Raw genomic sequence first — 13,044 nt, 5'->3', positions numbered from 1 at the left:
TGGATTGTTTTTTCGAGTGACTATACTTTCAAAAATTAAAACTGTCTTCGAGTGCATAGCATGTTTGAAACAGTGAAGCTTTGGGAAATATTATTTTAATCGATTTATTTATTCAGAAAACTTAATAAAAGGGAAAAGTTAATTGTAAGATAGTCTGGTTAAATGATTTCGTTAGTCTTTATAAACATGAAAAGTGCGTAATAGGCTAATTGGGTTATCTTGCGCTAATTTTGCAATAACTTATAACTTTCATCCTTGTTTTCGTATATTTCGAAAAAATAATTTACAAAGCTTAAATTTTTAGAGTATAATAGTAATCGAAATGATTTTTCTGAAAAATAAAAAAGGGAGGTTTACTAATGAAAAAATCTAAATTGTTTTTAGTTTTAGGATTAACATTAGTACTAAGCTTAGTACTGGCAGCATGTGGAGGCGGAAGCGATTCCAAATCTGGTGGAGGCTCAAAGGATTCCAAACAAGAATTAAACTTAATGGAATCAGCACTTATTCCATCGGCGGATAGTACAAAAGCAGACGATGCAGTTGGATTAAACGTAATTAACCAAACAAATGAAGGTATCTACGCACTTGACAAAGACGGCGTGGCACAACCTGCAGGCGTTACTGAGAAAGCAACAGTGAGCGATGACAAAAAGGTTTATACATTCAAACTACGTGATGACGCAAAATGGTCAAACGGAGATCCAGTAACAGCAAAAGATTACGTATATTCATGGCAACGCGCCGTTGATCCAAAAACAGCAGCAACTTATTCCTACTTATTTGATGGATTAGTTCAAAATGCTACTGAAATCATTAAAGGTGAGAAAAAAACCTTCTGAATTAGGCATTAAAGCAGTTGACGACAATACATTAGAAGTGACACTGGTTCAACCAGCAGCTTACTTTGATTCATTATTAGCATTCCCAACATTCTTCCCACTTAACCAGAAGTATGTTGAAAGTAAAGGCGACAAATATGCTTTAGATAGTGATAGTATCCTTTACAATGGACCATTCAAATTAACGGATTGGAACGGAACAAGTAAGACTTGGGCGTTCGTACCGAATGACAAATATTATGACAAAGACAAAGTTAAACTTGATAAAATCAATGTACAAGTAGTACAAGATCCTGGAACTAGCGTGAACTTATACAACACGAATAAACTTGATAAAGCGCTATTATCAGCTGAATATGCTGTACAGAATAAAAATAAAGATGACTACGCTGTAGAAGAAGAATCTTCTGTATTCTACATTAAATTTAACCAAGAACGTAACGGTAAGAAAACACCGTTAGCAAATAAAAAATATCCGTAAAGCATTGGCATTATCTGTTGATAAACAAAGCTACGTGGATACAGTTCTACAAAATGGTTCTATCCCAGCGAATGGTTTAGTACCTAAGAAATTCACTTTCGATCCTAAAGATAATAAAGACTACCGTGATGAAGTTGGCGATGTTGGCGTTTATAACTTAGATGAAGCGAAAAAAGCATGGACACAAGGTTTGAAAGAGTTAGGTGTTACTTCTCTAAATCTTGAGTTTACAAGTGATGATACTGAAAATGCTAAGAAATCAAGTGAATTCTTGCAAAACCAATGGGAGAAAAATCTTCCTGGCCTTAAAGTGGCACTTAAAAATGTACCATTTAAAATCCGTTTAGCGAATGACCAAAAACAAGATTACGACTTCTCTCTAAGCGCTTGGGGTCCTGATTATCAAGATCCATCAACATTCTTGAACTTGTTCAGAACAGGTAACACACAAAACAGAATGAGCTACTCTAACCCAGCTTATGACAAAATTATCGATCAAGCAGCAGGTCCGCTTGCAGGCGATACACAAGCTCGTTGGGATGAAATGCTTAAGGCAGAACCAATCCTAATTGAAGAAGATTATGCAATTCAACCACTTTACCAACGTGCGAAAGCATTCTTGCAACAGCCATACGTAAAAGATTTACAAAAAAATGCGTTTGGTCCAGACTATACGTTCAAAACAACATATATTGATGGGAAATAAGTTTGACACACATTGAAGGAAGAAATGCTTGACTGTAATTCGAGAGAGTATATTCTATATACTCTCTCTTTTAATGATGACTAAGGATGTGTTACATATCCAAATAGTAAAGTGACAAGAGATTTCAGTTTATTATGCTCGAGTCCAGAATAATCAAAGTGAGTTTTTAGATAACTCGGTATATTTTGGTGTGAGAAGGGTGTGTTTAAACTTCGCGAAAAAGGGCAGATTATCTTTTTCAGGATAAAATAAATGCACAAGCTTAAAAAACAGTGAATTGAGAAAACAAAGCTCGCTATGGTTGCAGGCTTATGATAAAATAAGAAAATATTCTACAAAATAAATTTTTCGGGGGGTGTAGAGATGATTAAATATGGATTGAAACGGCTCTTATATATGGTTATTACGATGTTTATTATTGCAACAGTGACATTCATTTTAATGCAATATCTACCAGGTTCACCGTATAGAAATGAAGCTAAAATGACACCAGAACAAATTCAAATGATGAACGACCAGTACGGACTAAATGATCCAGTACCAGTACAATACCTTCGCTACATGGGAGGCTTATTGCAGGGGGATCTAGGGGTATCCTTCCAATTGGATAATCGTCCTGTTTCAGAAATACTAGGGAATTTAATTGGCCCATCGATTACAATTGCTGTTGAGGCTATTGTCTTCGGATTACTATTTGGTATTATACTAGGTGTTATTGCGGCTATGTTCCAGAATAAGTGGCCGGATTATACCAGTACGTTTATTGCGATACTTGGGAAATCGATACCATCCTTCGTATTTGCTGCTATGCTACAATACTGGATTGGAGCTAAACTACAATGGTTGCCAGTAGCTGGTTGGGGTACGTTCGAGTACACCATTTTACCTGCACTCGCGCTTGCCATGTTCCCACTCGCTACCGCCGCTCGTTTTATGAGAACAGAGCTGATTGATGTGTTTGGTTCAGATTATGTGTTACTCGCTAAAGCCAAAGGGAATAACCGAGTTGAGGTTGCATGGAAACATGCTATTCGTAATGCTTTGATTCCGCTTATTACTGTTATTGGGCCACTTACTGTAGCCTTGATGACAGGTTCACTTGTTATTGAAAATATCTTTGGTATTCCAGGTATCGGAAGCCAGTTTGTTTCATCTATACAAACCAACGACTATCCTGTAATTATGGGAACTACGCTACTCTTCGCGGGTATGCTTGTTTTCGTTATTCTAGTGGTAGATATTCTTTACGGATTGATTGACCCTCGTATCCGTGTGTCGGGAGGTAAATAATTATGGCAGAACCAAAAATTTCAAAAGAATTATTCCAGCCCGCGCATATGCAAGAATCAGAACACGAGAAAATTCTTCGTCCAAGCCTTACATTTATGCAAGATTCTTGGATTCGCATTAGAAAAAATAGAGCTGCGTTAGTAAGTATTATTGTGCTTGCCCTTATTGTTATTATGGCTTTTGTTGGTCCACTAATTTCTGGGTACACGTATTCAGAGCAAACGACAGCAAATGCTTCACTGCCACCTAAAGTTCAAGGGTTTGAGAATATGCCATTTTGGAATGGTAAGCAAAATATTGGTGGGGAAGAAGTAGATGTTTATAAACAAAAAAATGTACCTGAGGGGACGTATTATTGGTTCGGAACGGATACACTTGGCCGTGACCAATTTACACGTGTTTGGAAAGGGACGCAAATATCACTATTTATTGGTTTTGTAGCTGCGTTCTTTGACTTAATAGTTGGTGTAACGTACGGTATGATTTCTGGCTACTCAGGTGGACGTGTCGATAATGTCATGCAACGTATATTGGAGGTTGCTTCGGCGATACCAAACTTAGTTGTTGTTATCCTCATGCTGCTCGTACTAGACCCCGGTATTATGTCCATTATCATTGCGATTGCCATGACCAGTTGGATAACGATGGCCCGGGTTGTGCGTGGACAAGTTTTGAAATTAAAAGATCAAGAATTTGTATTAGCTTCTAAAACACTTGGTGGCTCGACGCCTAGTATTTTATTCAAGCATTTGTTGCCAAACGTATCTGGTGTTATCATCATCAATGTTATGTTTAGTATTCCAAGTGCTATATTCTTCGAGGCCTTCCTAGGGTTTATCGGTTTAGGTATTCCAGCTCCACAAGCATCTCTAGGAACGCTTATTAGTGAAGGGTACAAGACATTGCAAGTACTACCTTACATGGTTCTTTATCCAACGCTCGTACTATGTATTATCATGATTGCATTTAACTTAATTGCTGACGGCTTACGTGATGCGTTTGATCCGAAAATGCGTGATTAAAGGTGAGGTGAGGAAAAATGGAAAAACTATTAGAAGTAAAAGACCTGCATATTTCGTTTCATACGTATGCTGGTGAAGTAAAAGCAATCCGTGGCGTGAGCTTTGATCTTATTAAAGGTGAGACACTAGCTATTGTTGGTGAGTCTGGCTCGGGTAAATCCGTAACAACAAAGTCCATCATGCGCCTATTACCAGAAAGCAATTCCAAAATTAAATCAGGAGAAATCCTATTTAACGGTATAGATATCGCGAAAGCATCTGAAAAACAAATGCAAAAAATTCGTGGGAAAGAAATTTCGATGATTTTCCAAGATCCGATGACCTCATTAAATCCAACAATGACCATCGGCAAACAAATTGCAGAACCGATCATCAAACACCAAAAAATTAGCAAAAAAGAAGCGTTGAAAACAGCGCTTCGTTTGCTTCAATTAGTTGGTATTCCAAATGCAGAAGAGCGTTTGAAACAGTATCCACATCAGTTCTCTGGTGGTATGCGTCAACGTGTTGTTATTGCGATTTCGCTTGCGTGTAACCCACAAATTCTGATTGCCGATGAGCCTACAACAGCGCTCGATGTTACGATTCAAGCACAGATTTTGGACTTGATGAAAGATTTGCAGAAGAAGATTGATACGTCGATTATCTTCATTACGCACGACCTTGGTGTTGTTGCGAATGTAGCAGATCGTGTAGCAGTTATGTATGGTGGCAAAATCGTTGAGATCGGGACAGTTGATGAGATTTTCTATAATCCACAACATCCATATACGTGGGGACTTATTAGCTCGATGCCAACTTTGGATACGGACGAGGAGGAATTGTTTGTTATTCCAGGTACGCCTCCTGATTTGTTGGATCCTCCAAAAGGGGATGCATTCGCGGCTCGTAATAGGTATGCGATGCAAATCGATTTAGAACAGGAGCCGCCAATGTATAAAGTTTCTGACACGCATTATGCAGCGACCTGGTTATTGCATCCAGACGCACCAGAAGTAACGCCTCCTGATGCCGTATTACGTCGTCAAGAACAATTTGCAACGGAACATCCTGGTATGCAAGCTGTTCACGCGAAGGGGGTTGAAGTAGATGGCTGAGAAACTACTTGAAATTAAGAATCTAAAGCAATACTTTAATAAAGGCAAGTCAAGTGAAGTTCGTGCTGTGGATGGTATTTCTTTTGATATTTATAAAGGAGAGACACTAGGTCTTGTAGGAGAATCTGGTTGTGGTAAATCGACAACTGGACGTACGATTATTCGCCTCTATGATGCAACAGACGGCGAAGTATTGTACAATGGCGCGAACGTGCATGGTCGTAAATCACGTACAGAAATGCACGAATTTCGTCGCAAAATGCAAATGATTTTCCAAGATCCATATGCCTCGCTTAATCCGCGTATGAAAGTAAAGGACATTATTGCAGAAGGAATTCGTATTCATGGCTTAGCCAAAACACCATCTGAGTTAACGAATCAAGTATATGAGCTATTAGAAACGGTTGGTTTGAGCAAAGAACATGCTGGGCGTTATCCACATGAATTCTCCGGTGGTCAGCGCCAGCGTATCGGGATTGCTCGTGCGCTTGCTGTTCAACCAGAATTCATCATTGCCGATGAGCCAATTTCTGCACTAGACGTTTCGATTCAAGCACAAGTCGTGAATTTATTAAGACAGTTGCAAAAAGAAAAAGGTTTAACTTATTTATTTATTGCACATGATTTGTCAATGGTTAAATATATTAGTGACCGTATCGGCGTTATGTACTTTGGTAAATTGGTGGAATTAGCACCAGCTGATGATTTGTACCGCGCACCGTTACATGCTTATACAGAATCACTACTTTCTGCGATTCCATTACCTGATCCTAACTATGAGCGCACTCGTATACGTAAAACATATGATCCTGCGATTCATAATTATACTGGAAATGAAGATTTGCAGATGCGTGAAATTGCACCAGGTCATTTTGTTTATTGCTCTCCTGAGGAAGTAGCTACCTACCAAGAGAAGCATGCCAAATTGACCGCGGAAGCCACTGAAACTATAGAATAGTCAATATATAATTTTCCACTAAATAAAACTTAGCGTGTCGGCAAGTGTTTAGATTCTAGGTAAAGTCAAGCATAGGTCGCGCAGACTTTAACGACGGAGATAAGTGTTTGTCGACACGCTGAAGCCATCCTGAATTTTCAGGGTGGCTTTTCTGGTAGCATTTTAACAAAATTCTCATTTATTTTTAATGTAAAGGTTTATTTTTTCATCGAATTCTTGTTTTAAAGCGGTATAGTAAGGGTAACATACATATAACGAGCAACTTTCAATCTGTGTGAGTTGGATAACTTTTTTTTAAAATAGTGTATTGCTTTTTGCTATTTTGGTGTATAATGAAAGTAGGTCTTAAAAGAGATCGTTTCCAATAGATATATTGTTAGGAAATTCGTTACATTGAATGAAACAATAAACCAATAAGGAGTGTGAATGTCTAATGGTAACGTTATACACTTCACCAAGTTGCACGTCTTGTCGCAAGGCTCGTGCATGGCTAGAGGAACATGATATCCCGTACAAAGAGAGAAATATTTTCTCGGAGCCGCTAAGTTTAGGCGAAATTAAAGAAATTTTACGAATGACAGAGGATGGTACGGATGAAATCATTTCCACACGTTCTAAGACATTCCAAAAATTAAATGTGGATTTAGATAGTTTACCGCTTCAAGAATTATTTGAGTTAATCCAAAAAAATCCAGGTTTGCTACGTCGCCCAATTATTATTGACGAGAAACGTTTGCAAGTAGGCTATAACGAAGATGAAATTCGTCGTTTCTTACCACGTCGCGTTCGTACGTACCAATTGCGTGAAGCGCAAAAACTGGTTAACTAATCTTATTGGACTACCAATGCTTTTTAGGTATTGGTAGTTTTTTTGGAGCATATTAGGATTTTTGATGGGTTATTATCATAATTTTTTTTATAAATATAGGCTTTTTTGAGCAATTAGGGAGTTTCTACTCTTGAATTATGGGTAAATATAGGCTAAGATGGTATTCTTCAATAAAATAATGGTTCTTAGTAAAATCAAACATTAGCCATTTTTTTGAAGTAGGCTACAATGAAATTAACAACAAATGAATTACCCTTCATTGTCAATGTTAAAGATGGAAGGGAGAGTGTGTGACGATGGAAATTGAACGTATTAATGAGAACACAATAAAGTTTTATATCTCTTATATGGATCTGGAAGAACGCGGATTTAACCATGAAGAAATTTGGTATGACCGCGAGAAAAGTGAGGAGCTTTTCTGGGATATGATGGATGAGCTTAAGTATGAAGACGAGTTCTCTCCTGATGGACCGCTCTGGATTCAGGTACAAGCTTTGAAGCACGGTTTAGAAGTGCTAGTTACGAAGGCTAACCTAGGTAAAGGTGAATCTGGTTTTGAGATTAATATGGATCAAGCGGATGAACTAGCCGAGGAGCGTATTGAGAAACTATTAGAAGAGCATTTTACTCCTACCAAAATTACTGACGGTGGGGACGATGATACGTTAGAATTTATTTTGCAGTTCCGCGAATTTGAAGACTTGATTACCTTGTCTAAAGCGACTGGGCTTGATCAGTTATCAACGAAACTGTACCACTACAAAGATAGTTATTATCTTTACGTGGAGTTTCCTGAAGCGAAATTTGATGAAAAAAACATTGATAATGTAGTCAGTATTTTATTAGAGTACGGTGATGAAACAAATTTGACTGGGTATGTTCTTGCCGAATATGCCAAAGTTATTTTTGATGATCCTGCTTTGCCTCAAGTAAAGAAATATTTTAACTAAAAAAGCTTTTTGGCTCGATTCACGTTGTGAAAAACACGTGAATCGAGTCTTTTTGCGTTTATTGAATAGTAGGGAGGAATTATGAAGGATAGGGCGAATATAGTTAATATACAGATTGTGAAAGGCAGTGATGACTATGTTTACCGCAAAAGATCAAGATGGACGAGATATTGTTGTTACACGGGGGAATGTGGCTTTTTTGAAAGCAGGGAATAATCAGTATACGTGTGGCTGTTGTGAAGAGAAGTTAATTCTGAAGGCAGGTGAGATTAATATACCTCATTTTTCACATCTAGCCTCTAGTAAGTGCCGATTTGCTTCGGAAGGTGAGTCTGAACGACATTTGAGTGGGAAAAAATATTTTTGGAGTGGCTTATCTTGCAAGATTTTCAAGCCGATGTAGAGGTATATTTACGTGGCATAAAGCGCCAGGCGGATATTCTTGTGGACGAACGCACTGTCATCGAATATCAGTGTTCTACAGTTCCTGTGCATGAATTGCGACAGAGAACGGAAGATTATCATCTAGCAGGACTTGGCGTCCATTGGATTCTTGGCCAAGATATTCGGATGGTAAAGGGGAGATATTATTTGACGACTTTTCAGCAGGCCTTTATTAAGCAGAAATCGAATTTAGGATATTATTTAGTGCAATATTTGCCGGAAATAAATTGTTGGACGTTGCTATATCATATTACGATGGATACAATAAATCGTTTTTATGCGCGATCAATGACGTTTGATGGACGTGTGGGATTTGATGTGATTAAGAAAGCGATAGGGCGGATTAAGTATGCGACTTTTTATGTGAAGCGGGATTTAGCTTTTGAGAGGCAGAAACAGTGTTATTTCTATACGCGATTTAAGAAGCAGAGTTTGTTTCTAAAGGATTTGTATGAACAGGGGTATTATTTGCAGCACTTGCCAATAGAGATTGGTGTTGTACTACCCATGCAATTTAGAGTGAAGACACCGGCGATGGAGTGGCAGTTTTATTTATGGCGTGATTTTTTTCGAGGGATGGATTGTGAGGAATCTTTTCAGTTGGACCACTTGCTCACGGTTTTTGTGAAAAATGTAGTTCCTATGCCACTTATTTGGGATGAGGACCGTACTGAGCTTTGTTTAGCATATTTGCAATTTCTTTGTAAGCAAGGAATTTTACGGAGAAGTAGTGCGGGATATTATACGATGTCTAGGCAGATGAAAGAACTGGTGAATGATGAGGCGTATTTTTTGGATATCTGATTTTTGCATTTTCATTTGGATTAGCTCATAATGAATGAAGAAGTAATTATTGGAGGTATTGGATTTATGAGTGAGAAAAAAAATAGCTATATTACCAACTCGAGAAGAAGTACCGGTAAGTGCAACATGGGATTTAACGACAATTTTTAAAGATGATGATGCATGGGAGGTAGCTTTTGCGCAGTTAAAGGATAAAGTGAAGGAAGGGAAGGAATTTCAAGGGAAATTGGGGGATAGTAGCGATAATTTGTTGCAGGCCTTACAGTATCGTGATGAGCTATATGATCGATTAGGAAATCTATATGTTTATGCCCATTTAAAGCAGGATCAAGATACGACAAATACCACATATCAAGGGTTAAATAGTCGCGCTGGAAGTTTGTTGACGGAGGCATCTGCAGCTATTTCCTACTTCGAACCAGAAATATTGGCGATGGATGAGGCGAAACTGCAGGGTTTTATAGCTGAGAATAAGGATTTGCAGTTGTATGCGCATTTGTTGGAAGAAGTGAATTTGAATCGCCCTTACGTGCTTTCTGAGAAGGAAGAGGCTTTGCTTGCACAGGCAGGAGAAGTTTTAGGTAATGCATCGCGAACGTATAGTATTTTGAATAATGCCGATATGAAATTTCCGGTGATTGAAGATGAGAATGGGGATCAGGTGGAAATTACACATGGCCGCTATGGCAAAATGATGGAAGGTAAGAATCGTGATGTTCGTAAAGCCGCATTTAAAGGAATGTATAGTGCTTATGATAATTTGAAGAATACGATGGCAACTACATTAACCGGTCAAGTAAAGAAAGGAAATTTCTATGCGAAAGTTCATGGCTATGAATCGGCGCGTCATGCTGCCTTGTTTGGGAATCATATTCCTGAATCAGTTTACGATTCGTTGATAGAAGCGGTAAATGATCATTTGCCATTGCTACAGCGCTATGTTGGTTTACGTAAGGAGTTATTGAAACTGGATGAATTGCGCATGTATGATATGTATACACCGCTTTCCACGGAGGTTCATTTAGCATTTACGTATGAAGAGGCAAAAGATATTGTTTTAAATGGTCTTGCGCCACTTGGAGAAGAGTATCAGGCAATTTTGAAGGAAGCTTTTGATAATCGCTGGATTGATGTAGTCGAGAACAAAGGTAAGCGTAGTGGTGCTTATTCTTCAGGTGCGTATAGTACGAATCCGTATATTCTGATGAACTGGCAGGATACGATTGATAATGTGTTTACGTTGGCACATGAGTTGGGGCATAGTGTGCATAGTTACTATACGCGGAAAAATCAGCCTTTTGTTTATGGCGATTATTCGATTTTCTTGGCGGAGGTAGCTTCGACGACAAATGAGAATTTATTAACGGATTACATGTTAAAGAAATATGATGACCCGAAAGTGCGGGCATATTTGTTGAATCATTATTTGGATGGATTTAAGGGCACGGTATTCCGCCAAACGCAATTTGCAGAGTTCGAGCATTTTATTTATCAGGCAGATCAAAAAGGTGAGGCTTTAACGGCTGAATTCTTGACGGAGAATTATTTTGCGATGAATGAAAAATATTATGGTAGCGAGATAGTGTATGATGATGAGATTGGTTTGGAATGGTCACGTATTCCGCATTTCTATATGAATTATTATGTGTATCAATATGCGACAGGGTTTAGCGCAGCGTCAGCGCTTAGTGACCATATTTTACATGGCGGTGCGGATGCTGTTGAAAAATATGTGGCATTTTTGAAGGCAGGAAGTTCAGATTTTCCAATTGAAGTGCTGAAAAAAGCTGGTGTGGATATGACTACCGCGAAGCCAGTTACCGATGCGTTGAAAGTGTTTGAGCAACGATTGGATGAGTTGGAGAAATTAGTTAAATAGTATTTATTAGCTTTTGTTTGTGAAAAATGTTAGATATGAAAAATAAATTTATTTTAGTATGAGTGATAAAATGGGGTTCTTTAATGAGAATCCTATTTTGTTTTTTTGTAGACGATTTTGAATCGTTGTAGTAGCTTTTGAAGTGAAGAGACTAGGACTTAAAGGGATACTAGATGGAAATATGCGACTTATTATTAAATAGTGTCTATTTTTATTTACGAATAAAGATTATTAAGGAAAGGATAATGATAGATATTATTAAAAAAAAAAAGTTTGTGAACTATTGAATTATTAATTTAGATGTGGTATATTATTGACGTGAAATAAATCACAATACAGATACCCCCTTTATTTGGTTGTGTGAATTTCTCCTTTTGATTGCGCTGAGTTGAGCCATGACCTTGTGTCATGGCTTTTCTCGTTTTTTTAATCCTAAATATTTTTTGAAAAATGATTTTATGATTGTGAATAACGTAAAATCAAGCCAAACTAAGGTGGTTTGCAAACTTGTTTATATCATCTTTTTTCATTGTATCTGTTGGATGGACGTACACATTAAGCGTCATCTCAACGCTTGAATGCCCTAGGCGTTCTGCTACATATTTGATAGATGCGCCAGCTTCAAACAACATAACGGCGTGGCAAGAAGGTTGGCTTTGGAATTATTGGGCCCAAACCAGCGATGTGATCCGTGTAGATGGGTTTAACATCAACTCAATAGCTCGATTTACAGGTTTATAAATATAATGAATTTTAAATATAGAATATACAAAGACTCTTACCAGCTTAAGTAAGAGTCTTTGTTATAAGATAATATGTACAGCCCATATAGCCCCCATCGTAACTAAAGAGAAGTAAAGTTATCTTGTTGCGATAATTATTGATTGAATTTTTTTTACATATTTCCATTTCTTTGTAAAACGCCAAACTTTACCGTTGTTTACGTGACCGGCGCTTAAAATGGTATCTAGAACAAAGCCCATGACACCTAGCCCAACAGTACCACCAACGATGACTACTAACCAGCTAGCTCCACGACCACTCCATATAGCGGTATTGATTGTGTTCTTAGATAATTTAATATCATTATAGGTTTTACCGAAGACGATTTTATTTACTCCATTTTTACCACGAAGCATCATACCTTGCTTAAATTGGTTGGCTTCATCGTAATTCCCTTGTTTAAGTAAATAACCATACACATCTTGATCTGGGATTACTATTTCTGTATCACCGTCAATAGTTGTGTTGATTTCGAAACCATTGTCTGAAGCAAGATCAATAAAATCTGACTCTGCAATATCTTGACCATCAAATTGGAACTGTTCTTCAGTATTTTGTGTTGTAGGTTCATCTGAATTCATTTCTGATGCTGATGCAAGAGGAGTAAATGATGGTCCAATTAATGCGACAGAAGACAAGACAATGAGCGTTTGTACAATTCTTTTCATAATATTACCACCTTTAATTAATTTTATGTTACAATAAATTCATAAAGAAATAAGGAGTGACAACATGAAAGCGAGTACAAAAACATTAATGCGAATTAGTCCAAAGATTGATGGGATTTTATTTTTAGTTTTGATACTGATATCGCAAGTAGTACGAGTTACAACCAGTCTATTTACAGACTATCTTTGGATGACCACACTAGTGTTTGTGCTAATCTTTTTAATATTATCTCTATCTTTAAAAAAGTTATTAAAGTAACATATTCCGATATTATCACAATTTTTGAAAAG

11 protein-coding genes and 1 pseudogene are annotated in these 13,044 nt (G+C 37.6%); 10 read left to right on the top strand and 2 right to left on the bottom strand.

Features of this window, described 5'->3' with window-relative positions:
- Positions 1–359 precede the first annotated feature (359 nt).
- From PROCOU_RS10680 to pepF, 10 genes and pseudogenes are all read left to right on the top strand, one after another.
- A pseudogene (locus tag PROCOU_RS10680) lies at positions 360–2,029 on the top strand (peptide ABC transporter substrate-binding protein).
- A gap of 363 nt (positions 2,030–2,392) precedes the next feature.
- Positions 2,393–3,319, top strand: a complete 927-nt coding sequence (gene opp3b, locus PROCOU_RS10675; RefSeq protein WP_036072286.1) for an oligopeptide ABC transporter permease — start codon at positions 2,393–2,395, stop codon at positions 3,317–3,319.
- A gap of 2 nt (positions 3,320–3,321) precedes the next feature.
- Positions 3,322–4,341 (top strand): oligopeptide ABC transporter permease, encoded by a 1,020-nt coding sequence (gene opp3C / locus PROCOU_RS10670; protein WP_036072284.1) that lies wholly within the window; start codon positions 3,322–3,324, stop codon positions 4,339–4,341.
- Positions 4,342–4,358: 17 nt separating this feature from the next.
- Positions 4,359–5,438 (top strand): ABC transporter ATP-binding protein, encoded by a 1,080-nt coding sequence (locus tag PROCOU_RS10665; protein ID WP_036072282.1) that lies wholly within the window; start codon positions 4,359–4,361, stop codon positions 5,436–5,438.
- Entirely contained in the window at positions 5,431–6,396 is a 966-nt protein-coding gene (locus tag PROCOU_RS10660) for an ABC transporter ATP-binding protein (protein ID WP_036072281.1), read from the top strand. Before PROCOU_RS10665 ends, PROCOU_RS10660 begins: the two co-directional genes overlap by 8 nt.
- A 433-nt stretch (positions 6,397–6,829) precedes the next feature.
- Entirely contained in the window at positions 6,830–7,225 is a 396-nt protein-coding gene (gene spxA / locus PROCOU_RS10655; protein ID WP_036059428.1) for a transcriptional regulator SpxA, read from the top strand.
- A 296-nt stretch (positions 7,226–7,521) separates the two neighbouring features.
- Positions 7,522–8,175, top strand: a complete 654-nt coding sequence (gene mecA, locus PROCOU_RS10650; RefSeq protein WP_036072278.1) for an adaptor protein MecA — start codon at positions 7,522–7,524, stop codon at positions 8,173–8,175.
- Positions 8,176–8,311: 136 nt separating this feature from the next.
- Positions 8,312–8,578, top strand: coding sequence for a competence protein CoiA family protein (locus tag PROCOU_RS19480; protein ID WP_051994351.1), 267 nt, complete (start codon positions 8,312–8,314; stop codon positions 8,576–8,578).
- Positions 8,554–9,423, top strand: coding sequence for a competence protein CoiA family protein (locus tag PROCOU_RS10645; protein WP_051994350.1), 870 nt, complete (start codon positions 8,554–8,556; stop codon positions 9,421–9,423). Before PROCOU_RS19480 ends, PROCOU_RS10645 begins: the two co-directional genes overlap by 25 nt.
- 70 nt (positions 9,424–9,493) lie before the next feature.
- The gene (gene pepF / locus PROCOU_RS10640; protein WP_036072277.1) at positions 9,494–11,302 is read left to right on the top strand and encodes an oligoendopeptidase F; all 1,809 of its coding nucleotides are present in this window, start codon (positions 9,494–9,496) and stop codon (positions 11,300–11,302) included.
- A 479-nt stretch (positions 11,303–11,781) separates the two neighbouring features.
- On the opposite strand, the gene PROCOU_RS17215 is transcribed toward pepF, so the two are convergent.
- Together PROCOU_RS17215 and PROCOU_RS10635 are read right to left on the bottom strand one after the other, a co-directional pair.
- Complete coding sequence (locus PROCOU_RS17215) at positions 11,782–11,934, bottom strand: site-specific integrase (RefSeq protein WP_077913417.1); 153 nt, start codon at positions 11,932–11,934, stop codon at positions 11,782–11,784.
- A 228-nt stretch (positions 11,935–12,162) separates the two neighbouring features.
- Positions 12,163–12,753, bottom strand: coding sequence for a hypothetical protein (locus tag PROCOU_RS10635; protein WP_036072275.1), 591 nt, complete (start codon positions 12,751–12,753; stop codon positions 12,163–12,165).
- Between the last annotated feature and the right edge of the window lie 291 nt (positions 12,754–13,044).

The organism is Listeria rocourtiae FSL F6-920, from assembly GCF_000525975.1.
In the GTDB taxonomy this organism is placed as follows: domain Bacteria; phylum Bacillota; class Bacilli; order Lactobacillales; family Listeriaceae; genus Listeria_A; species Listeria_A rocourtiae.
Note: the sequence above shows the minus strand (reverse complement) of the source record. Positions and strands in the feature narration are given on the sequence as shown.

Bases quoted from the DNA above. Each gene is read 5' to 3' on its own strand.
- PROCOU_RS19480 (WP_051994351.1), top strand. From the start codon at position 8,312: ATGTTTACCGCAAAAGATCAAGATGGACGAGATATTGTTGTTACACGG.
- PROCOU_RS10665 (WP_036072282.1), top strand. From the start codon at position 4,359: ATGGAAAAACTATTAGAAGTAAAAGACCTGCATATTTCGTTTCATACG.
- PROCOU_RS10635 (WP_036072275.1), bottom strand. From the start codon at position 12,753: ATGAAAAGAATTGTACAAACGCTCATTGTCTTGTCTTCTGTCGCATTA.
- spxA (WP_036059428.1), top strand. From the start codon at position 6,830: ATGGTAACGTTATACACTTCACCAAGTTGCACGTCTTGTCGCAAGGCT.
- PROCOU_RS10660 (WP_036072281.1), top strand. From the start codon at position 5,431: ATGGCTGAGAAACTACTTGAAATTAAGAATCTAAAGCAATACTTTAAT.
- PROCOU_RS17215 (WP_077913417.1), bottom strand. From the start codon at position 11,934: ATGTTGTTTGAAGCTGGCGCATCTATCAAATATGTAGCAGAACGCCTA.
- opp3C (WP_036072284.1), top strand. From the start codon at position 3,322: ATGGCAGAACCAAAAATTTCAAAAGAATTATTCCAGCCCGCGCATATG.
- mecA (WP_036072278.1), top strand. From the start codon at position 7,522: ATGGAAATTGAACGTATTAATGAGAACACAATAAAGTTTTATATCTCT.
- opp3b (WP_036072286.1), top strand. From the start codon at position 2,393: ATGATTAAATATGGATTGAAACGGCTCTTATATATGGTTATTACGATG.